Source organism: Phytohabitans rumicis (assembly GCF_011764445.1).
Classification (GTDB): Bacteria; Actinomycetota; Actinomycetes; order Mycobacteriales; family Micromonosporaceae; genus Phytohabitans; species Phytohabitans rumicis.
This window is the reverse complement of record NZ_BLPG01000001.1, coordinates 1515854-1541436: the sequence shown is the minus strand read 5'-3', so window position 1 is coordinate 1541436 and position 25583 is coordinate 1515854. Positions and strand designations below refer to the sequence as shown.

Genomic DNA, 25583 nt, shown 5'->3' with positions numbered 1-25583 from the left:
ACCATGCTCATCGAACGTGGCGACATCACCCTCGACGTACGCGACAGCGGCACCGGCCCGCCGGTCGTACTGCTGCACGGCTGGCCGGACACCAAAGACGTGTGGCGCCACCAGATCCCCGCACTGCTCGCCGCCGGGTACCGGGTGATCACTCCCGACCTTCGGGGTTTCGGCGCCTCCAGCCGCCCCACCGCCGTCGACGCTTACACCGCCCCGACCATGGTCGGCGACCTGCTCGGCGTGCTCGACAGCCTGGCGATCGACCGGGCGCACCTGGTCGGCCACGACTGGGGCGCCGCTATCGCCTGGATGACCGCTGCCCTTGCCCCCGATCGGGTCGCCAGCCTCACCGCGCTTTCGGTCGGTCATCCCGCCGCGTTCCGGGCCGCCGGGCTGCGCCAGCGGGAGAAGTCCTGGTACATGCTGCTGTTCCAGTTCCCCGGCATCGCCGAGCAATGGCTGCGCGCGGACGACTTCCGCAACCTGCGGGAGTTCTCCTCACATCCCGACATCGACAGAGTCGTCGAACGCCTGGCCGAACCGGACGCGCTCACCGCCAGTCTCAACGTCTACCGGGCCATCCTGCCGCCGACCTCGCTGATCGAACCACAGGTGGCGTTGCCACGAGTACAGGCACCGGTGATGGGGGTATGGAGCAGCGGCGACCGGGCCCTGACCGAAGAGGCGATGACCGGCTCGGCCGCCCATATCGCCGGCCCATGGCGATACGAACACCTCGACAGCGTCGGCCACTGGATGCAACTGGACGCACCCCAGGTACTCAACGCGTTGCTACTCGACTTCCTCAACCACCGCGACGCGACATCGGCGCCTACCACCCAATCGTCAAGAGACGTCCTGGCCGGCTCCACCACTACCCAGCCTGGCGGGTAGGTGCCGGGCGCCGCACTCGTTCAGCAGAACGACGGTGCACGCGCTGCGGCGCCTGCACCACACCGGCGTGCTCACTCACGGCCAGACCAGCATCCCCATCCATCGGCCGCCGCAACCGGCGGCTCCCTTCGAAAGGCAGGCAGCAACTCATGACCATCGACCAATCCAGCAGACGGCGGGTGGCGGTGCCGCTCATCGCGGTTCTCGCGCTGATCACCGGTGTCGGTGCCTGGCTGGTCCCGGCCGCCGGGGCCGCGACCACATCCGACGCGCCCACCCTGGCACGCACCGCAGCGCCTGTCATCGGCCCGCCGTCGGTGGCCGACCGCATCGACGCCGGACTCGACCACACCTGCGTGGTCGACGACGACGACGCGGTCCGGTGCTGGGGACGTAACGATGCCGGTCAGCTCGGCCACGGCGACAACGCCACCCTGTTCAAGAGCCGCATCGGCGACGATGAGACGCCGGAATCGGCCGGCCCCGTCGACCTCAACGGGGTGGGGGCGTCGATGGTGTCGGCCGGGGACAACCACTCATGCGCCATCCTCGTCGACGCCACCGTCGCCTGCTGGGGCCAAAACCTCAACGGCACCCTCGGCTCCGGCGCCCAGGACCCGTTGAACGGGGCCATCGGCGATGACGAGGTCCCGGGCGCGGTCCGCGTCAACCTCGGCGCAAACCGCACCGCGAAGGCGATCGCGGCAGGTGGCCGCCACACCTGCGTCATCACCGACCGGGACAAGGTCATGTGCTGGGGCAACGGCAACTCCGGCGAACTCGGCTACGGCGACACCGACGACATCGGCGACGGCGAAACCCCGGCCGATGCCGGCACCGTGGACCTGGGTGCCGGACGCGACGCCAGGTCGATCGCGGCAGGTGGGCAGCACGTCTGCGCGCTGATGGACAACGGCAACATCTTCTGCTGGGGCGACAACAGCTCCGGTCAGCTCGGCTACCCCGGCGTCGACGCCGTCGGCGACAACGAGACACCCTTCAGCGTCGGCACCGTCGACCTCGGCGCGACGAAGGCACTCACACTCACCGCAGGGCTCAAACACACCTGCGCCAAGCTCGACAATGACAAGCTGCGCTGCTGGGGCAGCGGCCACTACGGCGCGATCGGCTCCGGCTCCGCCGACAGCATCGGCCTTGTCCAACCCCCGGACACCGGTCACGTGGATCTGCGCGACATCGACACCGACACCGACAACGTCAGCCAGGCCGGCGCAGGCGAGGACCACACCTGCGCGGTGCTGTCCGGCGCCGTACACACCGTGCTCTGCTGGGGCCGCGAGGGGGACGGACGGCTCGGCCAGGTGGGCCTGGCCCCGAACAACAACATCGGCGACGACGAGGCACCCGCCGTCTATGATCCCATCGACCTGGGCGGTGACTCCATCGTCGCCGTCACCGCCGGCGACACGCACACCTGCGCCGTCACCGTCGCAGGCCAGGTGCGGTGCTGGGGTTCCAACCGCCTGGGCGCGGTCGGTCACGCCGGCGGCGACTGGCGAGACATCGGCGACGACGAGACACCCGGATCGATCAATCCGATCGTCCTGGGCGCCACAGTCACCGTCTGCCCGCGCATCCTGTGCCCCTGACAATTCAGACACCCACGCCGAGCACCGGAACGCCAAAGCGGGCCGGTGTTCGGCGACGGCGGCCCGGGCACCGCCGCCCGCCCCACCACCGCCACCTGCTGACAGCAGGTTGAGGCTCTCGCTCGTTTGCGTTTCCTCGACAGCACCTAGCCCTGCCTGCCCGGCTCGCAGTTCCAGCAATCGGTAGGGCGGCGTTGCCTATACTCGGCATGATCGGTACCAGGCAGGCCGTTGAGAAGTCAGCGCCAGGTCCGGGCGGACGGGCGGCGAGCACCGTCGCCTGGGGTCGCGTATCCGCGGTCGACGTAAGAGGTGTGGGCGTTGTGGCGGTGTGCGGGAGAAATTCGGCCGATCCGCGCGCCGTGTCGCGGACCGGCCCGGAGCATAATCGCAGCTAGCAGATCGCCCGGTCGACTGAGGCTCAGGGGGACATCGTGGCCGCTGTGCCCGATCGCGGAGTGCGGTCGGGCGTCTTGGGCGATGCGACGGTGGCGGGTGCGGAAAGTTCGATGCGGTATGTGTTGGATCGTCTTGCCGAGGGTCCGCGTGGTCCGCTTGGTCGGCGGAGGGTCAGTGATGCGATCCTGCGGTCGTGGCGGCGTTCGGCCGATGCTGGTCTGGTTCCACAGCAGATCCATGCGCCGTACGACCCGGATGTTGACGCCGATGGCCGGCTGCGGTGGGCGGCCGCGCCCGCGATGGCGGCGGTGAGCGGTGACCTTGCGGGTGTGGAGGTCGCGCTGTTGCTGGCGGATGGCCGGGGTCATGTCGTCGAGCGGTGGGCGCCGGCGCGGATGGGCTTGGCGATGGATCGGCTCGGTGCGGCGGCGGGGTTTGTGTGCCGTGAGGAGGTTGTCGGGACGAACTCGATCGGCGCAGCTCTTCGCACTGGGGGCGCCTCGGTTGTCCTGGGGTTGGAGCATTTCGCGGATGGTCTGACCGCCCTGTCCAATGCGTCGGGTGCGGTGACCGACCCGCTTACCGGGCGGGTGCTGGGGGTGGTCAACATGACCTGCTCCGGTCGGGTGTACAGCGCGGTGATGCCGGCGCTGATCGGTCGTATCGTGCACGAGACGCAGCAGCGGTTGATCGGCGACTCGGGGGAGACCGCGTCTGTTCTGCATGCCGCGTTTCTGCGGGTGCGCCGGCGAGCGAAGGGACCGATCGCGGTGTTGGACGGGCGGCGGATGTTCGTCAACAGCGCGGGTGCGTTGATCGTCGACCCTGCCGACCGTGCGGTGCTGTGGGATTGGGCCGAGCCGCTGCTGGGCACGCCCTCGGCGCGTGCCGGGTCGATGATTGTGCTCGCGTCCGGCGTCCAGATGGTTCGGTGTGAGGCGGTGTACGACGGGGACGCCACCGCGGGCGCTGTCGTCTGGCTGGGCACCAGCAGCGCGCCGATCTCGGTGCCCAACCCGTCCGCGGATCCGGCGACCCGGTGGACGATGTTGACGGTCTCGGAACGCAGCATCGCCGCGCACGTCGCCAACGGGCTGACCAACCGGGAGACCGCGTCTCAGTTGTTCATCTCGACGCACACCGTCGACTACCACCTGCGGCAGATCTTCCGGAAACTCGACCTGCGTTCACGCGTCGAGCTCGCCCGGGTCGTGGCAGACGCCGACCACCTGCCCCGGACGTAAGTCCGGCGGTCCTCCCGCGCGTCGTCAACGCTCGTCGGACCCTTGGCACGGACTACGCGTTCACGTGGGGTGCGGTGATCCCTTCCCGCCCTACGGTTGCGGCAGTCCATCCCTGTGGAAGGAATCCGCTGATGACGACGATGCCCGTGCTGTTCATCCATGGCCTCTGGCTGCACGCCACCTCCTGGAACCCGTGGATCGAGGTGTTCACCCAGGCCGGCTACGACGCCACCGCACCGGGCTGGCCCGGTGACCCCGCATCCGTGCAAGAGGCCCGCGACAACCCCGAAAGCATGGCCGATCGCGGCATCGACGACGTCGTCGAGCACTACGCGAAGATCATCGCCGACCTTCCGGCCAAGCCGATCCTGGTCGGACACTCCTTCGGCGGCATGTTCGCCCAGAAGCTCCTGGGCCAGGACCTCGCCGCCGCGGCGGTCGCCATCGACGCGGCCCAGATCAAGGGGGTACTGCCGTTGCCGCTGTCCTCGCTGCGGGCGACGCTGCCGGTGTTCAAGAACCCGGCCAACAGGCACCGCACCGTGGCGCTGACCGCCGAACAGTTCCGATTCGCTTTCGGCAACGCGATCCCGGTCGAGGAGTCCGACGCCCTCTTCGCGCAGTGGGCGATCCCGGCCCCGGGCAGGCCCTTGTTCGAGGCCGCCGCCGCGAACTTCAACCCGCACTCGCCGGCGAAGGTCGACACCGCCAACTCCGGCCGGGGGCCGCTGCTGCTGGTCATGGGGGCAAGGACCACACCGTCCCCGAAGCGATCACCAAGGCCACCCTCAAGCAGTACCGGCACAGCACCGCGACCACCGACATCGTCGAATTCGCCGATCGGGCGCACTCACTGACCATCGACCACGGATGGCGCGACGTCGCCGACGCCACGCTCACCTGGCTCAAAGCACAGGGCCTGTGATGCGCCGCCCGACGGTACGCCTGCGCGTGCCCACGCTCCTCGCGACGCTCACCCTCGTCGCGGCAACCGGTCTGGCCGGACCCGGCTCCACGGCGGTCGCCGGGCCGAGCACGTCGAGTGCCGGCAAGCCCACCGTCGTGCTCGTGCATGGCGCCTGGGCCGACTCCAGCAGCTGGAACGACGTCGTGCCGCGGCTGCGCCACGACGGCTACCGCACCGCCACACCCGATCTGGCGCTGGAGTCCGTCGCGGCCGACGTGACCCAGGTCCGCGCCGTACTCGACTCCATCACCGGCAAGAAGATCCTCGTCGCGCACTCCTACGGCGGCATCGTCATCTCCAACGCCGCCGCCGGCCGCACCGACGTGCTCGGCCTGGTGTTCTCGGCCGCGTTCGTGCCCAACGAGGGCGACTCGATCGCCAGCCTCGGCGCCGGCTTCGTGGCCTCCGACGCGTTCCACCACCTCGCGTTCACCGGCGCTGCCTTCGCATCCCCGGCCTACATCGCCCCGAACCTGTTCCGGCAGTACTTCGCCCAAGACCTGCCGCCGGCACGAGCAGGTCTGCTCAACGCAGCCCAACAGCCGTTGAACTTCCCCATCGTCACCACACCGTCCGGGCCTGTGGCCTGGCCAAGCACACCATCGTGGTACGCCATCTCGGCAGGCGACCGGATGATCGACCCGGCACAGCAACGCTGGATGGCCACCCGCGCCGGCGCCCGCACGGTCGAGCTCGCAGACGCCAGCCACGCCGGCGGTATCACCCGCTACGCGGCCCAGTTCACCGCGCTCGTCGGGCGTGCCGCCCACGCCACCACCCGCTAACCAAGTCAGACAGCCCGTCCTGGCCACCCGCGTGGCCAGGACCCGCTGACGTCAGGAGACAACCATGGATCTTCACCTCGCCGGGAAGGTCGCCGTCGTCACCGGTGCCAGTAAGGGCATCGGCCTCGCGATCACCCGATCACTGGCCGCCGAAGGCGTCCGCGTGGTGGCCGGCGCGCGGACAGGCAGCGCCGAACTCGACGTCCTCGCCGATCAGAAAGGCGTCCACCCCGTCCAGGTCGACCTGACCACACCCGACGGACCAGCGACCCTCATCACCGAGGCAGTCAACCGGTTTGATGCCATCGACATCCTCGTCAACAACGTCGGCGCCGTCCGCCCACGCCTGCAAGGCTTCCTCGCCGTCACCGACGAGGACTGGAACTGGGCAATGACGATCAATTTCTTCGCCGCCGTCCGCACCATGCGCGCGGCCCTCCCGCACCTGGTCACCCGAAGCGGGGCGTCCATCATCACCATCAGCTCGGTCAACGCGTTCCTGCCCGACCCCTCGGTGATCGACTACAGCGCAGCCAAAGGAGCCCTCACCAACCTATGCAAATCCCTGTCCAAGGAGTACGGCGGCACGGTCCGGGTCAACACCATCAGCCCCGGACCGGTCCAAACCGATCTCTGGCTCGGTGACGACGGCGTTGCGGCCACCGTCGCCCGCGCCAACGACACCACCGCGGAAACGGTGGCCCGGCAAGCTGCCGCCGACACCTCCACCGGACGATTCACCTACCCGCAGGAAATAGCCAACCTCGTCCTGTACCTGGCCAGCAACCACGCGGACAACATCACCGGAAGCGACTTCCTCATCGACGGCGGCCTCATCAAAACCCTCCAGTAGCGATCACGAGACCGACCCCGCCGCCAACAACTGCTGGAAGCGACCGTGCTCGGCTGCATACCGCGCCGCCCGCGACACCCCGGCCCGGTTGCCTTGCTGGGATAGCTCGACAACCGCACCGTCCGGTGCGCCGTCCAAACGTCAATCGTCGGTGAACAGCTGCGCGGTACTGGCCCGATCCCAAGCGCCGGCCTGGATGCGGAGCAGCACGGCCAGCGCGGCGAGCGCGACCAAGCCGCCGGCTACGAACGCCGCGACCGGATTGCGGTCAGTGACGACCGCCGCCAGCAGCCCGGCACCTGACCCGGCGAGCACGGCGGTGACTACGCTGACCATTCCGGCTACGGTGACAAACTTCTGCCAGCGCCCGCCCATCGAGCCCTTGGATCCGTAGCCGCTCTGCGGCCGGGACGCTGAGCAGGTGCCCGAGCAATTCAGGAGCGTGCAGGAAGTAGTAGCCGCGCAGGCGGGCGATCCGCTGGGCGTAGCCGTGGTCCTCGATACCGGACTGCAGCACCCCGGTCGAAGGTCACCAGGCCCACAAACGCCAGCGTGGGCAGCAGGATGAGCCCGAAGGCGTAAAACGCCGCGCCGACATTGGTAGCGGTGGCGATCAGCCCGAGCGCGACGAGGCCGCCCGACACGGCGACCGGGCACCCTGCAAAGTGAAGTGCTCGGTCGTCGCGAACGAAACCGCCGCTTGCCGCGGGTCGATGTCAACGCGATCGACGTTGTTGGTCGGCTCGCTGTTGGACACAATCCGTCACTCCGATCCACCGTCGCGCAAATGGGTCCAGCCCAGCTGAGGTCGTCAGAGCGCTCCTGGCCGACGGGGCCAGCGCAGGAACGCTCCGACCACTCCCCCAGTGGATGGTGATCCGTCCCCGAGGCGGGAGGACAAACCACCCGATCACCCGTATCGACCGGACCGCCACGACACCCGGCTGCACGGTAGGGGGCCAGCGTACCGAGACCGACCCCACCACGCGTCGGACGACCGGACGGGGACCGGTACCTCGCACGTCCGTCACCCGGCCGGAACGATCCGTACGCTAGGTAGCCCCGCGTCACCCCACTCCGCGCGGCGGCGTAGTGGGCGATCCCACGCCCTGAGAGCCTGGTAAATAAGGGTTTCAGGTGGGTTGGTGGTGGGCGAGGAGGCGGGCCATGAGGATGATCATGGCCCATTGGACCATGGCGGCGTGGTGGTCGGGTCGGCGTTCGTAGTCGCGGACGGTGCGGCGGCATCTGTTGATCCAGGAGAAGGTGCGCTCGACGCACCATCTGCGGGGCAGGACGACGAAGGTGGTCTGTCCGGCGAGCTTGGCCACGATCTGGACGGTCAGGGCCAGGCATTCGGTGGCCCAGTCGACGAGTTTGCCGGCGTAGCCGGAGTCGGCCCAGACCAGGGTGATGGTGGGGAAGGTGGCGCGCAGCGCCCACAGCAGGGGCCGTGCGGCGTCGCGGTCCTGTATGTTGCCGCCGGTGATCAGGATGGCCAGGAGCAGGCCGCAGGTGTCCACGGCGATGTGCCGTTTACGGCCGTTGGTCTTCTTGCCGGCGTCGTAGCCGCGGCTGGTGCGGCCGACGGTCTCCGCTGCGCGCACGGTTTGGGAGTCCACGATCGCGGCGGTGGGCTGCCGGTCGCGGCCCTGCACGGTCCCGGCCGGTACGTGCGGGGCCAGCACGGCCCATTCGGCGTCGCTGGTGTTCCGACCGGTAGCGGCGCCCTCGAGCGGTGGGCAGGTGATCGCCGGCGGCGGCCGGCGTGGCGGGTGCGGCGACGCCCGCGACCAGGTATACAGACAGGGTTGGGCCTTCGGTCGTGCTGGTTTAGTCGCCTTTGCTCGTACCGAAGGCCCTTCTGCATGTCACGCCAACACGCCGCACGACCGTGAGCATCGATCTTCCTGACGGCCACCCACCACCCGGAACCCTTTATTTACCAGGCTCTGAGTGACACGCAGCCGAACTACCAGAGCATCGAGACCTACGGGCCATTCAAACCCGGCCGGGAGAACGGCGCACGCGACGTGGCCGTCACGCTGCTGGACGCCGGCAAGGTGATCCGGGGATACGACAAGCACATGAACGTGAACCCGAAGATCCCACTGCTGGCGGACGGCATCGTGATCGAAAGGGACAGCTACGTGCACGATCCCGACGGCTACTACGTGCAGTTCTACGCCGACGTGCACGACTCGTACGAGGGATTCCTGCCAGGTAGCGGCCCGGTCGAGTCGTACCGCCCGACTCCGGGAGCCCCCGAGATCCTCCGCACCCAGCGATTCCCCAGCAGAGCACAGGCCGAAGCCGTTCTCGCCAGCGTGACAGCCAGCGCCACCTACCGCGTCGACCTCACACCCGCGAGCGCGATCGTCGTTCCAGCGTACGGCCCAGTCTTCGAGGCGATCAACTAACGAGCCATTTTCATCGTGGGTACGGTAGCGGTCGTCTTCGGCGTGTTGAACTCCGCGGCCGCGGCCGAGCGCCCCCAAGCCTCGCCAGCAACCAGCCGGCAGGCATACTTAATGCGCTCCCCGCTCACCAGCAGTGACGCGGTCACGCTCACCGAATGTCGCGCAACAACGGGAGGGGACTCGTGCTCTATGCGCATGTGATACAGCGGCGCGCGAACGGGCGCGCGGCGAGCCGTTCATCAGCGATCGGTTGTCCGCACTTTTCGCAGACGCCGTAGGTCCCGGAGTCCAGCCGGCGCAGCGCGTCGTCGATTTCGGCGATTCGCTCCCGCGCGGCCGCCAGCAGCGCGGTCAGCTGGGCGCGCTCGAAGCCGATGGTGGCGCCCTCCGGGTCGTGCTCGTCGTCGGCGTTCGAATTGCGCGATGCCGCGAACAGCGCCTCCAAATCCACGGCCAACGTCGCCGCCTCAGCCTCGGCGCTCACTCGAAGCCGCAGCAGCTCATCCCGGACCATCTCGGCAGCTTAACGATTTCCGGCGGGCGTCAACCGGCCGCCGAACTGTTTGCTGGGCCGCTGGGGAACGTTGGTCGTGACGATCTGCCTGGTCAGACACCGGCGAACTGTGCCGGGTGCGCGACGTTCGGGACGGACGGGCTCAACCGCGCCAACGTTGGAGTTGGGTGTGTGGAGCGGCTAGCTCTACATTGGACCGCTGGTTACAGTTCCTGGATCAGCCGCAGGGTGTAGGCGTGTTCGAAGCGGGCGCCGATGCGGTCCCACGCGGCGAGGGATGTGGTGAGTGCGTCCGCGTCGTGGTCGAACCGGCCGCGGGCTCGGGTGAGGCAGGCGGTTGCCCAGTCGTTCTCGGTGGCTGTGGCCGATGCCGCCGCGAGTCGGTCGGCCGCGTCGGGCAGTCCACTCGCGACGGCCAGCTCCGCTCCGGCGGCATGGGCGAACGCGCGGTGCCAGTCCTGGAGCGGGAATTCGGCGCAGGTGCGCTCAACCAGTGCGGCGGCGTTGTTCGTCTGTCCGGTGTGGAGGGCCACCCGGGCGTCGACGAACGCGGCGTACGCGTCCAGGTACCGGAACCGGGCGTTGCCGGCGACCTGCTTGGCCCTGGTCCGCCACAGCTGGAACGCATCGTCGTCGCCGAGGAGACCGTGGGCCAGCGCGACCGACGCGACCGCCGGTGAGAGCCACGCGAGCGGGCTTCTGGCCCGCTCGCAGACGTCCCAGAGGGCCAGACCGTCGCGCACGGTTCCGTCGAGGTCGCCCAGCAGCACCCGCGCCGGCAGCAGCGCGCTCAAGGCGACGGCCGACTGCCCGCCGACGAGGTCGTCGGCCGCGGCCAGCCTTGCCACGGACAGCGCGGTGGACGGGTCGCCGACGGTGACCGCGCAGGTGGCGGCCATGTGGTACGTGTCGGTGATCTCGGGTGCCGGGTACGGGTCGTCGCGGGACATGTCGTCGAGCAGGGCCATCCGCTCGGTGGCGACCTGGTGCGCTTCCCGGAACCGGCCGGCGGCGAGTGCCGCGATGCTGACCGCGTCGAGGCACGCGCTGATCAGCACCTGATCGCCGGTGGCGCGGGCGGTGGCCACGGCGGCCGTCATCAGGCCGGGGTCGGGAGTGACCTTCTCCGCGTGGGCGTTCCACGCGTTCGCCGCGGCGAGATGGGCGGCCACGAACCGATCCTGGTGGTCGCCGATGGCCATTGCCCGGTCGAGCAGGTCACGCAGCCGCTCGTGGGGCACCTCGTCGGTGAACCCGGCCGGATGCCGGTTGGCCGTGGTGACGGCGAAGGCGAGCGTGATCGCCTCGGCGTTGGCGTCCCCGGCCAGCCGCGCCTGCTCGGCCGAGGCGAGCAGCAGGTCGAAGGCCCGGCCAGTGTCGATGAAGGCATGCGCGCTGTCGGAGGCACTGCGCAGGTCCCGTGCCGCGTCCTGCGGGGAGGGCGCCCGCCTGGCGGCCTCCTCGTAATGGCCGGGGGCCTCGTGTAGGAACCGGCGGGCGTAGGTCAGGTGCCCCAGTGACCGGGCCAACTGGTGCGGGACGACCTCGGAGCCGGGAGCGGCGGCGGCGAGGGCCGCGCGTAAGTCGTCGACGACCGCGTCGAAGTCACCCCGCCACTCGCCGTCCAGCCTGCCCTCCAGCTCGGCACCGGCCGCCGCGGCCCACCGCAGGTGCCGCTGCTGGACATCGGCCCGCTCACCGCTCGCGTCGAGCTGTTCCGCGGCGAACGCTCGTACGGTCTCCAGCAACCGCCACCTGCTCCGCGTGCCTCCCTGATGCATGACGAGGCTCTTGTCGACGAGTCTGCCGAGCACGTCGGCGACCGCGCCGCTGGTACGACCGGGCAGCAACGCGGCGACAGCAGTCAGGTCGAACCCGCCGACGAAGACCGACAGGCGGCGGAACAGCTCCCGTTCGTCCTCCGCCAGCAGGTCGTGGCTCCAGTCGAGCACCGCGCGCACCGACCGGTGCCGCTCGACCGGGCCCCGGCCACCGGTCAGCACCCGCAGACCGTCGTCGAGCGCGGCGAGCAGTCCGTCGGCGCCGAGCGACGGGCTGCGCGCGGCCGCGAGCTCGATCGCCAGCGGTAGGCCATCGAGCCGGCCGCAGAGTTCAGCGACGAGGGCGTGGTCGGCCGTGAAGTCGGGGTCGGCGGCTGTGGCCCTGTCGAGGAACAGCCGCTCGGCGTCGCAGGCCAACGGCAGCGGCTCGACCGGCACTGTCCGCTCGCCTGGCACGCCGGTCCGTTCCCGGCTGGTGACCAGCACCGTCACGTCGGGACAGGTCGACAGCAGCCGCTCGACGAACTCGGCCGCGGCGTCGATGAGGTGTTCGCAGTTGTCCAGGACCAGCAGTGACCGGCCGCGGCCGAGCCGTTGGGCGATGCTGTCCGCCAGGTTCTGACCCGGCCGTTCGGTCACGCCGATGGTGGCGGCCACCGCCCGTTCGACGAACCCGTCGCGCACCGGCACCAGGTCGACAAACGCGCCGCCCAGCGGGAACGACGGCCCCACCGCCTCAGCCACCACCGCCGCCAGGCGGGTCTTGCCGATCCCGCCGGGGCCGAGCAGCGTCACCAGCCGCGTGTCCGCGAGCAGGCCGACGACCAGCTCACGCTCGCGGGATCGTCCAACGAACGTCGTGCGCGAGGTCGGCAGCCCGGCCAGGTGACCGGGTGGGGGCGTGCCGAGCTGTGCCTGCTCGGCGAGGTCCCACCGGTCGGTGGCGCCATATTTGCGCAACAGGGACGACACGTGGCTCTCGACCGTGCGCACGGAGATGTGCAGCCGGTTGGCGATCTGAGCGTTGGACAGGCGTGCGCCGACCGCCGCGAGTACCTCTGCCTCGCGCTCGGAGACCTCGACTGGATGCACGGTGACAGTGTGACCGATCCGAGGTCGATGCAGGTCGGTCAGTGGTGATTCCGTACTGCCACGGATGTGTGCCCATCGTGTCCCGTACGACGCTGTCCTGGCAGCGCAGACCACGGTTAGGCGGAGGCGATCGGACATGAAACGGGCAGTCGCATCGGTCGACATGTCGCTCGACGGGGTGATCGAACACCGGCAACGATGGATGTTCGACCACCACGACGGCGAGGCCGACGCGTACGCCCACCAGCAGCTCCTAGCGAGCGACGCGCTCCTCATGGGCCGCCGGACCTACCTGACCCTCGCCGAGGCGTGGTCGGCCGCTCCCACCGGCTCGGACCTGGCAACGCGAATGAACACGATGCCCAAGTACGTCGTGTCGTCCACCATGGACAGAGTTGAGTGGCGCAACACGACGATCATCAGCGGTGACCTCCCCGGCGAAGTGTCGAAGCTCCTGCGCGCCGGCCAGAACCTCCTGATGTACGGGTTCGGCCCGGTCGCGCAGACGCTGATGTACCACGACCTGCTCGACGAGTTGCGGATCTGGCTGCACCCGGTACTGGTCGGCAGCGGAAACCTGCGCGACCTGCTCTTCCGAGACGGCAGCACAGCGAAGCTGCGCCTGGTGCGGACCAGGACGTTCACCTCGGGTCTCGTCGTACTCGCCTACCAGCCAATCGCCGGGTCGGCTGCCTGATGCCGCGTTACCGGCTGGTTCAAGCCTTAACGGCGAGCGTCCCCAAAGCGATGGCGGGCGCACCCAGCACAGTTCCTGAACTATGAATCTGCTTAAGGAGTAGACGTGACGATTCAGAGTGATGTACGGGAGGTCAGTGCCGGAACGCGCCGGCGCGATCGGGCTCTCGCGGTGGCGGGGGCCGTCGTGGCTGCCGTCCTGGTCTGGGTGGTGGGCGAACCGTTGCTCGGCTACGACATGATCATCAAGGTCGAGGGGCAAGAGCCGCAGGACCTCGGGGCGAGCGCGATTGTCATGTTCTCGCTGTTGTTCTCCCTGCTGGGCTGGGCGCTGCTGGCCCTGCTGGAGCGCGTGACCCCCCGCGCCCGCCTGATCTGGACGGTCGTGGCGCTGGTGTTCCTGGCCGTGTCGTTCTTCCCGCCGTTCACCATCGAGGCGGCGGGGGGACCAAGGTCGTGCTCGCTCTCGCCCACGTCGCGGTCGCCGCGGTGCTCATACCGGTGTTCCGGGCGACCTCAATGAACGCCCGCAAGTAGGGGCCGGAAACTGGTACGCGAGATCATGGGCGCCTTCTTTCCGGCGGGACAGGGTTCGCTCGGCGACGTTAGTTCGCGTTACTCCCGAACATCGCGAACGTTCACCCAGGTCAAGGGCGCAACGCAACCCATGTCTGCGCCTTCATAAAGGCTCGGAGGCTTTCGCGATACAACCCAGGATCGGCTACGTACGGATATCCACCCCCGCGACCAGAACCCGAACGCCCTCACCGCGGCCCTGGCCAAGACGGCTTGGGCATTACGGATGGATGCGAACAAATCTTCACCGTGCACCACCGCCCGGTAACCCGGCCAGTAACGCGAACCGGCCGACGTACCAGACGCCCAATGTCTTGGTCCGGTCCCAACCGTCCCGACAAACGGTTGCAAACCACAAACGGAAGGAATCCCATGCTAAAGCAAATCGCAGAGAGCGTGCTGGTCCACCAGAGCGAGTTACTCCAGAACAACACCGTTGTCGTCCAAGGCCGGGCTGGCGTGTTGCTCATCGACGCCGGGATTACAGGCGGCGAAATGGCCTGCCTCGCCAACGACCTGTCCGAGCTGGGCCAGCCCGTTGTGGCAGGCTTCTCGACGCATCCGGATTGGGATCATGTGCTCTGGCACGCCGGGCTCGGCGAAGGGCCTCGTTACGGTACAGCCCGCTGTGCGGCTGATATGCGAGATCTGCGGTCAAAGGCGGACTGGAAGGCCCGAGCCGCCGAGGGGCTACCACCGGAAATTGCCGAGGAGATACCGCTGGACGTCTACGGCCTCATTGCCGGACTCCCCGCCGGAACGACGCATATTCCGTGGGATGGCCCTAAAGTCCGGATTATCGAGCACCCGGCACATTCCCCGGGCCATGCGGCGCTGTTGATCGAGGAACGCGGGGTTCTCGTTGCCGGCGACATGCTCTCTGATGTCTTCGTCCCGATGCTCGACAACTTGAACAGCACCAATGACCCGATCGAGGAATACCTCACGGGGCTGCAGTTGCTCGAGAACGTGGCTGATAACGCCAATGTCGTCATTCCCGGCCACGGTTCCGTCGGCGAAGCTGATGAACTGCGCACACGGATCGAGCTGGACCGCGCGTACGTGCAGGCACTGCGTGACGGCGGTGTTTCCAGCGACCCGCGGATCGGCCCGTCGGCTAAGCCTGGCTGGGAATGGGTCAGCGACATACACGCAGGACAAGTGCAGCAGTTCGCCAAGAAGAAAGAGCAGGACAACGAATGAACGACACCCGACCGCAGACTGCGGAGGGCAAGGTGCTCTGGCACTTCACGATGTCATTGGACGGTTTCGTGGCGGGCCCGCACCACGAGATGGGCTGGATGACTGGGACGAACCGTCCTGGCCTGATCGACGAATACGTCACGACCACGGGCGCCGTGCTAGGGGTCGATCCGGTTGGGACATCGCCGCCGCGAGTGGGGGCCGCCCCTACGGCAGCGACTGGGATGGGCCGATCTTCGTGCTCACCCACCACCCTGAGGACGCCACTCCCGCCGACGGTGTCACCTTCTTAGATTGTCACCCCGCGGAGGCGGTACGGATCGGGCTGGAGGCCGCCGGCGGCAAGAACCTCGAGGTGTTATCCCCGACCATCGGCCGTCAGCTACTCGAACTGGGACTGATCGACGAGATCGACCTCCACATCGAACCGGTCCTGCTCGGCGAAGGAATCCGGCTCTACGACAACCCGGGCAGCGAGCCGATCCGGCTCCACCGGGTCGGCGACGTCCACCCCGACTCGGAAGTCAACGTCCGGTACCTGCCCACAACAGTAGAATGTCCCCAATCGGGCAACGCCAGATAGCTAACCTGGGTGATTCGTGGTGATCATCAAGATGGGCCGGTTGTCGGCGTGTAGATAAGCGGAAGTGCCTGTCCTGTAAGGGAAACTTGTGATTGCGACATCTACAGGTTTCTCTGTTAGGGAGGCACTTCCGAGGTGCAGTCTACGGCGTGGTCGAAGGATCTGCGGGTTACCGCGGACGGTTCGGGTGTGGTGTCGCACGTCGGTGCGGTGCTGCTGCGGATGCTGGCCGATCGGGCCGGCCTGACCGAGGCGGTCTCCGGTGTTTTGGCTCGACGTGGCTGGTGGCCGGGCCATGATCGAGGTCGGGTGTTGGTCGACCTGGCGGTGATGATCGCCGACGGTGGCGAGGCGATTTGCGACATCGACGTGCTGCGCCATCAGGGTGAGCTGTTCGGACCGGTCGCCTCACCGGCGACCTGCTGGCGGGCCCTGGACGAGGTCGGCGACCGCCAGCTGCGGCGGATCGCCGCGGCCCGTGCACAGGTCCGCGCCCGCGTGTGGGCGCTGCTCGGGCAGCTACCGCGAGCACGGGCCGCCGGCCGGGACATCGGCGACGGGGTAGTCGTGCTCGATGTCGACTCCACGATCGTGTTGGCGCATAGCGACAAGGAAGGCGCGGCGCCGACCTACAAGCACACGTTCGGGTTCCATCCGATCCTGGTCACCTGTGATAACACCGGCGAGTTGTTAGCGGTCAAGCTGCGGCCCGGCAACGCCGGCGCGAACACCGCCGCAGATCATCTCCAGGTCCTGGCGGAGGCGTTCGCGCAGATTCCCGCCGCCCATCGCAGGCACTTGCTGGTCCGTGGTGACTCGGCCGCCGCGACGCACGCCGTGCTGGACTGGTTGGTCGAGCAAGGCAAGCGTCGCGGCCGCGCCGTGGAGTACTCGATCGGCTGGGCGATCGGCGAAGCCGAGCGGACCGCTATCGCCGCCATCCCCACCTCGGGGTGGTCACCGGCCATCAACGCCGACGGCGGCATCCGCGAGGGTGCGCAGGTCGCCGAACTGACCGGCCTGCTCGATCTGCCCGGCTGGCCGGACGGGATGCGGGTGATCGTGCGCCGCGAACGCCCGCACCCCGGTGCACAGCTGACCCTCTTCGAGGAACGCGACGGCTGGCGCTACACCGCGTTCATCACCGGCACCCAGGTCGGTGCACTGCAATGGTTGGAGGCCCGCCACCGCGCCCACGCCCGCGTCGAGGACCGCATCCGCACCGGCAAAGACACCGGTCTTGGCCGACTGCCGTCCCGCGAGTTCGCGATCAACCAAGCCTGGTGCACCGCCGCAGCGATCGCCGTCGACCTGCTCCGCTGGCTCCAACTGCTCGGCCTGGACGGCGATCTCGCCCTGGCCGAACCCAAACGGCTGCGCTACCGCGTGCTGCACACCGCCGCCCGTCTGACCCGCGGCCAACGCCGCCGCTGGCTTCGCATCCCCGCCACCTGGCCCTGGGCCACCCAGATCACCGCCGCGTTCGACCGGATCGCGGCGATCCCCGCACCCGGCTGACCATCTCAGCCCTTATCCCGCCGACCGGAGGACCAAGGAGACCACGCCACCGCCGCGACAGACGGCCCACCACCATGCCCGGAACCTCATCGCATCGATCACCAGCGATCAACGCCACCGGGTCGCAACATCCGACCTCAGGCGCGAATGATCGAGGCTAAGCCAGGCAACTGAGCGGACAGCTCCCTATCACGGCTCCCACTTCCCAACACACGCACGTTCCTCGTCTTCGTGATCGTCGATAGCGTTGAGCTGCAACGCTATCCAAAGCCACACCAGCTCGCCGGCTGCCTGTGAGCCGTAGACGGATGGATGGTTCGCGCGGCAGAGGCGCCAGCTGGCCGTCGGTTGGGCAGGCAAATGATCAGCGGTCTCGGCTGCGGCATCATCCGCATATGTCAGTGAGGTGTGCCGCGGCCCACCCGAGGGCCGCCACCCCGACCGCGTTGAACGCGGTCCATGCCATCTTCCACAACACCACCGAATGATCATAGAAATTGGGCACAACCGCACTGACGCGCCCGATCCGGTTGGTTTCCCCTCGGCGTCATATGGAAAGAATCTGGCATTATTGAGCGAAGTGATCGTGGCAACCGCGGCGAACCAAGAACCGAATCAGCTCTGCGTTGGACGCAGACGTGGTTCAACTCGATGCCTTGCCGGTCGGCGAGGCACTCAGGTCGTGGCGGTGTCTGTGTGCCATTGGCGTGGGTGCTGGGTGAACGCAGCACGGTAGGCGCTGGGTGTCAGTCCGGTTCGTCGTGTCAGGTGCAGGCGTAGGGAATCGGTGGTGGCCAGGCCGCTGAGGCGGGCGACCTGCTCCATCGGCAAGTCGGTTGTTTCCAGGAGTTCCTGGGCCCGGATCACCCGCTGATGCAGCAGCCATTGAAGCGGGCTGTGGCCGGTCTCGTCGTGGAATTTGCGGGACAGGGTGCGGATGCTGGTGCGGGCATGGGCCGCGAGGGCTGCGCGGGTGAGTGGGTCGTGTAGTTGTTCGAGTGCCCAGCTACGGGTGGCGGCCAGGGAGGTGCCGGTCTCGGGCGGTAGCGGTGCCTTGATGAACTGGGCTTGTCCACCGGGTCGTACGGGTGCCGCCACGACTAGGCGGGCGACCGCGTTGGCTGTCGCGGCGCCGTAGTCGCTGCGTACCAGGTGCAGGCACAGGTCGATGCCGGCGGACAGTCCGGCTGAGGTCAGGACGTTGCCATCCTGGACATACAGCACGTCGGGGCGAAGCTCGACGGTGGGGAAGCGGCGGGCGAACTCTTCGGACTTGGCCCAGTAGGTGGTGGCGCGGCGGCCGTCGAGCAGTCCGGCCTGGGCAAGGACGAAGGCTCCGGTGCAGATCGAGGCGATGCGCTTGCCTTGGGCCGCGCAGCGTCGCAGCGTCGAGAGGATGCGCGGGTCGATGTCGTCGCGGGCCGCGGTGCCCGTGACGATGACGGTGTCCGCGTCGTCGACGGTCTCCAGGCCATAGGGGACGGTGACCTGCAGGCTGCCGCTGGTCACGACAACCCCGGGGCGGGCGGTGCAGATGCGCACCCGGTAGCCGGGGGTGCCGTCGATCAACGTCTCGCCGAGCACCAGTTCGGGAATGGACAGGTCGAAGGTGGTCGCCGGAGGGACGGCGATGACAGCAACCCGGTGCATGGCCTAAACCTCCGGATGTTTGGCATTCGGGCCACTACCTTACCGATCATGCGGGGACGCAGGGTAGGTAGCACGTCGGCCGTCGAGCCGGCGGTCATCGCCGCGACCACACAGGGGAGAACGCGCGTGTCCTTGCACGTCATTGTCGGAGCTGGAGCCACCGGATCGGCCACCGCCCGTCTGCTGGCTGTCGCCGGTGAGCGGGTTCGGCTCGTTACCCGCCGCGGCAGCGGGCCGGTGCACGAGCTGATCGAACGCGTCGCCGCCGACGCCACCGACACCGGACGGCTCATCGAGGTGACCCGCGGTGCCGCCACCGTATTCAACTGCGCCATGCCGCCGTACGACCGCTGGCCGGCGCTGTTTCCGCCGCTGGCCGCCGCCGTCCTGGCGGCGGCCGAACACACCGGCGCGGACTACGTCATGCTTGGCAACACGTACGGCTACGGCCCCGTCGAAGAAGCCGTCACCGAAAACCATCCCAGGCCCCAACCAGCGTCAAGGGGCGTGTCCGGGCCCAAATCTGGCAGGACGCCCACGCCGCTCACGAAGCGGGCCGGGTTCGGGTGACCGAGGTTCGGGCCAGCGACTTCCTCGGCGCGGGCGTCTACTCCCCGTTCACACTCATGGTTGGCGCGCAGGTGCTGGCCGGCTCGCCCGTCTCCTACCCAGGCGATCTCGACGCCCCGCACAGTTGGACCTACACCGGCGACGCGGCACGCACACTCATCGCCGTAGCCCGGCACGAGCAATCCTGGGCCAGGCGTGGCACGTGCCCTCCACCTCTGAAGCGCCCGCGCGCCAACTCGCCACGCGCCTGGCGTCGGCGGCGAACGCGCCCGACCCGCAACTAGGCCACATGACCGGAAGTGAGCTGGCGGAGATCGGGCGGACCAACTCGGTCATGGCCGAGTTCCCGGAAATGCTCTACCTGTACGACCGGCCAAACATCCTCGACGCGTCGTACACCGCAAAGGTCTTGGACATCACACCCACCCCGATCGACCAGGTCCTCGCCGAGATGGCAGCCGAACACGCCACCGCGGCCTGACGGCTATCGGCAACTGTGCCGTGGCGTGGTGCGTGCCGGTTCTTGGTTCGCCTGGGTTCCCCTCGCTGAGACGCGGGGGCAAACGCGGACCGAAACGCGGGGCAGACGCTGCCCACCAGCCTCCCGGATCGTTGCTTTCGCCGGAGGTGCTGGGAAGACGCGAGGTTCGCTTCCGGTTGCGATGTCGACGGCAGTCGTGGACGGCCGATGGCACGCGAACGGTCACCGCGGCGGGTCTGGGCTCAGCGAGACCGGCTGCAGCACGCCCGCAGTGATCAATCACGGAGAGTGCGCCAGAGCCCCGTTCTCACGAACGAAGTCGGTTAGTACCTGCTGTTGCCCGACGCCTCGGGACCGCGTATGCCGGCTTGGTAGGCGATGACGACGAGTTGGGCGCGGTCGCGGGCGTCGAGTTTGGTCATGGCGTGGTTGACGTGTGTTTTGACGGTGAGAGGGCTGAGGGTGAGGTGGTCGGCGATCTCGGCGTTCGACATGCCGGTGGCGACCAGGGCGACCATCTCGCGTTCGCGGTCGGTGAGGACGTTGAGGAGGTTGGAGGTGGGGCGGGGCCGTGGTCGTCGATGGCGAGGTAGCGGGCGATCAGGCCGCGGGTGGCTGCTGGGGAGAGCAGGGCGTCGCCGCGGGCGACGGTGCGGATCGCGTCGAGTAGTACCTCCGGTCGGGCGCCCTTGCCGAGGAATCCGCTGGCGCCGGCGCGTAGTGCCTCGAAGACGTACTCGTCGACCTCGAAGGTGGTCAGTATCAGGACTTTCACGCCGGCGAGACCTTCGTCGGCGGTGATCCGGCGGGTGGCGGCGAGGCCGTCGAGTTCGGGCATGCGGATGTCCATGAGGACGACGTCGGCGCGGGCTTGGCGGGCCAGTCGCACGGCTTGGGCTCCGGTTGCGGCTTCGCCGACGACGGTCAGGTCGGGCGCGCTGTCGACCATGAGGCGTAGTCCGCCGCGGACGATGTCCTGGTCGTCGGCGAGCACAACGCGTATGGCGGTCATGGCGTGGCGCCGGCTGGGGTGGGCAGTTCCGCGGTGACCCGGAAGCCGCCTTCGGGGCGGGGGCTTGCGGAGAGCCGTCCGCCGAGTGCGGCGGCTCGCTCCCGCATGCCGATGATGCCGTGCCCCATCGTGCCGGCCTCGCGACGGGCCGCCGGTGGTCCGTCGTTCTCCACGGTCAGGGCCAGCGTGCCGGGTCGGAAGGCGAGCCGGATGGATGCGGATGTTCCTGCCGCGTGTTTGGCGGTGTTGGTCAGGGATTCCTGGATCAGCCGGTAGGCGGTGAGGTCGACGGCCTCGGGCAGCGGCCTGGCCTGCCCGGTGACGTCGCAGGTGACCAGCAGCCCGGTGGCGGTGAAGGAGGCGATCAGCTCGTCGAGCCGGCTGAGCCGTCCAGCCGGTTCGACGGGCTCGTGCTCGCCGGGTTGGCGTAGCAGGCCGACGGTGAGTTTGAGTTCGGCGAGGGCGGCTTCGCTGGCGTTCTGGATGTGCTCCAGGGACTGGCGGGCCTGGGTGAGGTCTTTGGTGTCCAGCAGGAAGGTCATGGCGCCGGCCTGCACGTTGATCAGCGCTACCTGGTGGCCTACCGCGTCGTGGAGTTCGCGGGCGATCCGGAGCCTTTCGGCCTGGACGCGGCGGTGTGCTTCGTCCTCGCGGCTCTGTTCCGCGCGCCGGGCCCGGTCTTCGAGCATGGCTCGTTGCGCGCGGTTGGCTCGGATGGCTTGCCCGACGGCGGCCGCCGCCACGACCCATGCGAGGGCCGCGAGGTTGACCAGTTCGAACCTTCCCTGGAAGGCGGCCGTCACGCTGCCGGCCAGCGCGAGTGCGCCGCTCACGGCGATGGTCGCGGCGATCACTGCGGTCTTTTCGCTGAGCACGGAGAAAACGAGCATCGCCACGATCAGGGCGGGTCGGGCGGGAGAGTCGGCTGGTCCGGTCGGCTTCATCGCGATCGCCCCCGCGGTCGCGGTGGCCAGGATGAGCCAGGTCGGCCAGTGCAGGGCGGGGACGACGACGAAGCTGGCCGAGACCACCGCGGCGGTGCCGTACACCGCTGGCGTGAGCGCGGTCGGGCTCAATGTCGCGGCGGCCAGGATGGTGAGGAGAAAGACGACGCCTGCCCCGGCCGCTCGGGTGGCGGTGGGGTGCGTGGCGGCGAGCCGGCGCATGCGCTCGCCTACCGGTATCAGGCTCGTGGCCAGGTCTTTTGCTCCCACAAGGTGACAGTAGGCAACCGGTTGGCGAGGCGGCAAACAATCTACTGCGAGCGTAGTAGGCGGCGTCGGGTTGGGCAGGGGCGGCACCTGTGAACGCGGTAGGCAGCCGTCCGGAGCCACCGCGATCGAGGTGGGTGGGGTCGCCGCGCCAGGCCGATGACGGGTACGGCCGTGCCGGCGAACGATGCAGGGGTCGCATATTCGCGGAAGTGGACAGTGCTCCCGATAAGTCGTCAAACAGGAGAAATCAGCATGGCTTCGTTCCTATACCGGTTGGGCCGGTTCGCGTTCCGCCGCCGGTGGTCGGTGACCGCCGCGTGGCTGGCGGTCCTGGCCGCCGCGCTGCTCGGCGCCCTCACCCTGTCCGGGCCGACGCAGGAGTCGTTCAGCATCCCCGGGACTCCGGCGCAGAAGGCGGTCGACCTGCTCGACGAGCGGTTCCCACAGGCATCGGCCGACGGTGCCACCGCGCGCGTGGTCTTCGCCGCACCGGACGGAAAGACGCTCAGCGACCCGGCGTACCGGCAGGCGATCGACACCGCGGTCGCCGACCTGAAGCAGGCACCGCAGGTCGCCTCGGTCAACGACCCGTTCACCTCCGGCGCGGTCAACCCGGCCGGCACGATCGGGTTCGCCCAGGCCAGCTTCCAGGTACCGTCGGACGACCTCACCGACGATGCCCGTGACGCGCTCACCACGGTGGTGGACCAGGCCCGTGCGAGCGGGCTGACCGTCGAGGTCGGCGGTGACGCCCTCGAGCCCCCGGCCAACATGGGCGTCGGCGAGGTCATCGGCGTGATCGTCGCCGCGGTCGTGCTGCTCATCACGTTCGGTTCGCTGGTCGCCGCCGGCCTGCCGCTGCTGACCGCGATCCTCGGCATTGGGATCGGCATTGGCGCCATCACCATGCTCTCCGGCTTCGTCGACCTGTCGTCCAAGACCCCGATCCTTGCGCTGATGCTCGGCCTGGCCGTCGCGATCGACTACGCCCTGTTCATCGTCTCCCGGTACCGGCACGAACTGGCCGCCGGCCACGAGCCGTACGAGGCCGTCGGCCGCGCGGTCGGCACCGCCGGCTCGGCTGTGGTCTTCGCCGGCCTCACCGTGATCATCGCCCTGGCTGCGCTGACGGTGGTCGGCATCCCGTTCCTGGCCCAGATGGGCCTGGCCGCCGCGTTCACCGTCGCGGTCGCCGTGGTCATCGCGCTCACCCTGCTGCCGGCGCTGCTCGGCTTCGCCGGGCGCCGCATCCTCGGCAAGCGCTTCCGCGACCCCGAGGCTTCCGGCGCGACCAGTTTCGGCACCCGCTGGGCCCGCGTGGTCACCCGCCGCCCGGTGGCCGCATTGCTGATCGCCGTCGTCGGGCTCGGCGTGGTCGCGATCCCGACCCTCGACCTGCACCTCGGGATGCCCGACGACAGCACCGCCGCCTCGGACACCACCCAGCGCAAGGCATACGACCTGCTCTCAGCCGGCTTCGGGAAGGGCTTCAACGGGCCGCTGATCGTCGCGGTCGACGCGCCCGCCGGCACCGCACAGACGGCCGCCGACCAGGTCGCCGGGCAGATCCGCGGCCTCGACAACGTCGACACGGTGACCGAACCTGTGCTGAACCAGGCCGGTGACACCGCCATCCTGACCGTCATCCCCGCGAGCGGTCCCAGCGACACCGCGACCGAAGACCTGGTCCGGGCGATCCGGCAACAAGACGGCGCCGTGCCCGGCGCGGCCATCGCCGTCACCGGTCTGACCGCCATCAACATCGACATCTCCGCCAAACTCGGCGCCGCGCTGATCCCCTACCTCGCGGTCGTGGTCGGCCTCGCGTTCATCCTGCTCATGCTGGTCTTCCGATCACTGCTCGTGCCGATCAAGGCCACGCTCGGGTTCCTGCTCAGCGTCGCGGCCACCTTCGGCTCGGTCGTCGCGGTCTTCCAGTGGGGCTGGCTCGCCGACGCGCTCGGCGTCGACCAGGTCGGACCGATCATCAGCTTCCTGCCCGTCGTCCTGATCGGGATCGTGTTCGGCCTCGCCATGGACTACCAGGTTTTCCTGGTCACCCGGATGCGCGAGGAGTACGTCCACGGCACCCCGCCGCGCGAAGCCGTGGTCGCCGGCTTCGGCCATGGCGCCCGGGTCGTCACCGCCGCCGCGATCATCATGATCAGCGTCTTTTCCGGGTTCATCCTCGCCCCGGACGCCGTCATCAAGTCGGTCGGGTTCGCCCTCGGCATCGCGGTCCTCTTCGACGCACTGATCGTGCGGATGACCATCGTGCCCGCGGTCATGACCCTGCTGGGCAAGTCCGCCTGGTGGCTGCCCCGCTGGCTCGACAAGCTACTGCCCGATGTGGATGTCGAAGGCGAGAAGCTGCGCCACCAGCTCGACGATGTACCAGACAGCTCACGCACCGCCGAACACGCATCCGCCTGACCGGGCTCGTTCCCCCTCCCCATGGGGCCGCCGCCGTCCGGCCGTCCACCGACGGTGGCGGCCCCACCCGTCCGCAGCCGCCGGTGGCTTCCACGGCCAACTGCTGCGCATGCTCGCCGCCGGCGTCACCATCTCACTCTCCTTCGACGCCACCTCCCTCGCCCCGATCAACATGTTCGAGTCGATGAACGTGGCCTGGAACCTCGGCCTCCCTTACCTCGGGACGGACACGGCCAACCTGCCTGCCGTCGTATTCCGGCAGGTCATCGAAATGGCCACCATCAACGGAGCACGCGCCCTCGGCCTCGACGCGGCAACCAGCTCTATCACCCCGGCAAACGCGCGGACATCCCTCTGATCCGCGCCGACGACATCAACATCACACCCATCGGCGATCTGGAGTCCACCCTCGTCCGTTCCGCGACCCCGGCGAACATCGACACCGTCCTCATCGACGGCAGGATCGTCAAGCGGAACCGGCGAATCGTCAGCCACGACGTCGACAAGGTGGAAGGCCGGTCACTGAAGGGCCACACAGGACCTCTCCAGGTGTCAGCTGTTGTCTGCGAGGCTGAGCAGGAAGGAACCGCAGCAGCACAGCACGATGACGGCCGCGAGTACGCCATACAGGATGTAGGCAGCGGTCAGACCTGGGTGCTTCTGCGGCTCGAATCCGATCGCGCCGCCGCCGAACGCCCAAACCGGTGCGGAGTAGTGGATTGTCGGCGCATATTGGGTGTTGTCGACGGCGATCGTGGCCGAACCAAACTTCCACAGGTAAGGCACGAAGATCTCGACCTGGTGGGTGCTCAACAGGATGGGGATTACGTTCTCTCCCCACTTGAGGGCGATCGTGTGTCCGTTGATGACGGCCTTGGGCGCGAACAACGCCAGCATGAACGCCATCCAGTGATACTTCGTGAGAATGCGCAGGTGTCCGCCTTGAGGGTTGGTCACGATCACGGATCATAGCGGTGGGTCGCACTGGTTGGCGGTGCCGACCGCGAGGTGTGCGTGGGGGGCGGCTCAGGGCATGTTGCATCCATTACGGATCAGACGGCTCCTCCGCTGAGGTCGTGAGGGGTGAG

Annotated in this window: 26 protein-coding genes; 17 read left to right on the top strand and 9 right to left on the bottom strand. The window is 68.5% G+C overall.

Going from position 1 to position 25583, the window contains the following annotated elements:
* The first annotated feature begins 3 nt into the window (after positions 1 to 3).
* From Prum_RS06295 to Prum_RS06270, 6 genes are all read left to right on the top strand, one after another.
* Positions 4 to 894, top strand: coding sequence for an alpha/beta fold hydrolase (locus Prum_RS06295; RefSeq protein ID WP_173074738.1), 891 nt, complete (start codon positions 4 to 6; stop codon positions 892 to 894).
* Between the two features lie 149 nt (positions 895 to 1043).
* Positions 1044 to 2504, top strand: a complete 1461-nt coding sequence (locus Prum_RS06290) for an RCC1 domain-containing protein (protein WP_173074736.1) — start codon at positions 1044 to 1046, stop codon at positions 2502 to 2504.
* A gap of 509 nt (positions 2505 to 3013) precedes the next feature.
* Positions 3014 to 4147 (top strand): LuxR C-terminal-related transcriptional regulator, encoded by a 1134-nt coding sequence (locus Prum_RS06285; RefSeq protein ID WP_218577100.1) that lies wholly within the window; start codon positions 3014 to 3016, stop codon positions 4145 to 4147.
* A gap of 131 nt (positions 4148 to 4278) precedes the next feature.
* Positions 4279 to 5004: an alpha/beta hydrolase gene (locus tag Prum_RS06280; RefSeq protein ID WP_246277687.1), complete on the top strand. Its 726-nt coding sequence runs from the start codon at positions 4279 to 4281 to the stop codon at positions 5002 to 5004.
* Positions 5005 to 5071: 67 nt separating this feature from the next.
* Entirely contained in the window at positions 5072 to 5899 is an 828-nt protein-coding gene (locus Prum_RS06275) for an alpha/beta fold hydrolase (protein ID WP_173074734.1), read from the top strand.
* Between the two features lie 64 nt (positions 5900 to 5963).
* Positions 5964 to 6752, top strand: coding sequence for an SDR family NAD(P)-dependent oxidoreductase (locus Prum_RS06270; RefSeq protein ID WP_173074732.1), 789 nt, complete (start codon positions 5964 to 5966; stop codon positions 6750 to 6752).
* 141 nt (positions 6753 to 6893) lie between these two features.
* Here the strand turns inward: Prum_RS06270 and Prum_RS06265 are convergent, their stop codons facing one another.
* Positions 6894 to 7088 (bottom strand): hypothetical protein, encoded by a 195-nt coding sequence (locus Prum_RS06265; protein ID WP_173074730.1) that lies wholly within the window; start codon positions 7086 to 7088, stop codon positions 6894 to 6896.
* 797 nt (positions 7089 to 7885) lie between these two features.
* Complete coding sequence (locus Prum_RS06260) at positions 7886 to 8440, bottom strand: IS5 family transposase (RefSeq protein WP_173074728.1); 555 nt, start codon at positions 8438 to 8440, stop codon at positions 7886 to 7888.
* Between the two features lie 345 nt (positions 8441 to 8785).
* On the opposite strand from Prum_RS06260, the gene Prum_RS06255 reads away from it, so the two are divergent.
* Positions 8786 to 9172, top strand: a complete 387-nt coding sequence (locus Prum_RS06255; protein WP_173074726.1) for a hypothetical protein — start codon at positions 8786 to 8788, stop codon at positions 9170 to 9172.
* A gap of 187 nt (positions 9173 to 9359) precedes the next feature.
* On the opposite strand, the gene Prum_RS06250 is transcribed toward Prum_RS06255, so the two are convergent.
* A complete protein-coding gene (locus Prum_RS06250; protein WP_173074725.1) occupies positions 9360 to 9686 on the bottom strand; it encodes a TraR/DksA family transcriptional regulator in 327 nt (108 codons plus the stop codon).
* Positions 9687 to 9889: 203 nt separating this feature from the next.
* Positions 9890 to 12559 (bottom strand): ATP-binding protein, encoded by a 2670-nt coding sequence (locus tag Prum_RS06245; protein ID WP_173074723.1) that lies wholly within the window; start codon positions 12557 to 12559, stop codon positions 9890 to 9892.
* A gap of 136 nt (positions 12560 to 12695) precedes the next feature.
* Between Prum_RS06245 and Prum_RS06240 the strand changes: the two genes are divergently transcribed.
* From Prum_RS06240 to Prum_RS06220, 5 genes are all read left to right on the top strand, one after another.
* The gene (locus Prum_RS06240) at positions 12696 to 13256 is read left to right on the top strand and encodes a dihydrofolate reductase family protein (protein WP_173074721.1); all 561 of its coding nucleotides are present in this window, start codon (positions 12696 to 12698) and stop codon (positions 13254 to 13256) included.
* 105 nt (positions 13257 to 13361) lie between these two features.
* A complete protein-coding gene (locus Prum_RS51020; protein WP_246277686.1) occupies positions 13362 to 13778 on the top strand; it encodes a DUF6069 family protein in 417 nt (138 codons plus the stop codon).
* A 449-nt stretch (positions 13779 to 14227) separates the two neighbouring features.
* Positions 14228 to 15034: an MBL fold metallo-hydrolase gene (locus tag Prum_RS06230; RefSeq protein ID WP_246277685.1), complete on the top strand. Its 807-nt coding sequence runs from the start codon at positions 14228 to 14230 to the stop codon at positions 15032 to 15034.
* Between the two features lie 238 nt (positions 15035 to 15272).
* Entirely contained in the window at positions 15273 to 15617 is a 345-nt protein-coding gene (locus Prum_RS51015; RefSeq protein ID WP_246277684.1) for a dihydrofolate reductase family protein, read from the top strand.
* Between the two features lie 135 nt (positions 15618 to 15752).
* Positions 15753 to 17135: an IS1380 family transposase gene (locus tag Prum_RS06220; protein ID WP_173074717.1), complete on the top strand. Its 1383-nt coding sequence runs from the start codon at positions 15753 to 15755 to the stop codon at positions 17133 to 17135.
* 675 nt (positions 17136 to 17810) lie between these two features.
* On the opposite strand, the gene Prum_RS06215 is transcribed toward Prum_RS06220, so the two are convergent.
* Positions 17811 to 18785, bottom strand: coding sequence for a GlxA family transcriptional regulator (locus tag Prum_RS06215; RefSeq protein ID WP_173074715.1), 975 nt, complete (start codon positions 18783 to 18785; stop codon positions 17811 to 17813).
* Between the two features lie 126 nt (positions 18786 to 18911).
* Between Prum_RS06215 and Prum_RS54415 the strand changes: the two genes are divergently transcribed.
* From Prum_RS54415 to Prum_RS54405, 3 genes are read left to right on the top strand one after another with little or no spacing between them, the layout of a single operon-like run.
* Entirely contained in the window at positions 18912 to 19355 is a 444-nt protein-coding gene (locus Prum_RS54415) for an NAD-dependent epimerase/dehydratase family protein (protein ID WP_308785338.1), read from the top strand.
* Complete coding sequence (locus Prum_RS54410; RefSeq protein WP_308785337.1) at positions 19352 to 19639, top strand: Rossmann-fold NAD(P)-binding domain-containing protein; 288 nt, start codon at positions 19352 to 19354, stop codon at positions 19637 to 19639. The genes Prum_RS54415 and Prum_RS54410 overlap by 4 nt, the downstream gene beginning before the upstream one ends.
* 5 nt (positions 19640 to 19644) lie before the next feature.
* Positions 19645 to 19836, top strand: coding sequence for a hypothetical protein (locus Prum_RS54405; protein ID WP_308785336.1), 192 nt, complete (start codon positions 19645 to 19647; stop codon positions 19834 to 19836).
* Between the two features lie 323 nt (positions 19837 to 20159).
* Here Prum_RS54405 and Prum_RS54950 read toward each other — a convergent pair whose 3' ends face one another.
* From Prum_RS54950 to Prum_RS06200, 3 genes are read right to left on the bottom strand one after another with little or no spacing between them, the layout of a single operon-like run.
* Entirely contained in the window at positions 20160 to 20330 is a 171-nt protein-coding gene (locus Prum_RS54950; protein WP_371871195.1) for a response regulator transcription factor, read from the bottom strand.
* On the bottom strand, positions 20255 to 20848 hold the full coding sequence (locus Prum_RS06205) for a response regulator (protein WP_371871194.1): 594 nt from the start codon (positions 20846 to 20848) through the stop codon (positions 20255 to 20257). The genes Prum_RS54950 and Prum_RS06205 overlap by 76 nt, the downstream gene beginning before the upstream one ends.
* Positions 20845 to 22062, bottom strand: a complete 1218-nt coding sequence (locus tag Prum_RS06200) for a sensor histidine kinase (protein ID WP_173074713.1) — start codon at positions 22060 to 22062, stop codon at positions 20845 to 20847. Before Prum_RS06200 ends, Prum_RS06205 begins: the two co-directional genes overlap by 4 nt.
* Before the next feature lie 252 nt (positions 22063 to 22314).
* On the opposite strand from Prum_RS06200, the gene Prum_RS06195 reads away from it, so the two are divergent.
* Both Prum_RS06195 and Prum_RS06190 read left to right on the top strand, forming a co-directional pair.
* The gene (locus Prum_RS06195) at positions 22315 to 24495 is read left to right on the top strand and encodes an MMPL family transporter (protein ID WP_173074711.1); all 2181 of its coding nucleotides are present in this window, start codon (positions 22315 to 22317) and stop codon (positions 24493 to 24495) included.
* Positions 24496 to 24604: 109 nt separating this feature from the next.
* On the top strand, positions 24605 to 24853 hold the full coding sequence (locus Prum_RS06190; RefSeq protein WP_173074709.1) for an amidohydrolase family protein: 249 nt from the start codon (positions 24605 to 24607) through the stop codon (positions 24851 to 24853).
* Positions 24854 to 25047: 194 nt separating this feature from the next.
* Here the strand turns inward: Prum_RS06190 and Prum_RS06185 are convergent, their stop codons facing one another.
* Positions 25048 to 25458, bottom strand: coding sequence for a hypothetical protein (locus tag Prum_RS06185; protein ID WP_246277683.1), 411 nt, complete (start codon positions 25456 to 25458; stop codon positions 25048 to 25050).
* Positions 25459 to 25583 lie beyond the last annotated feature (125 nt).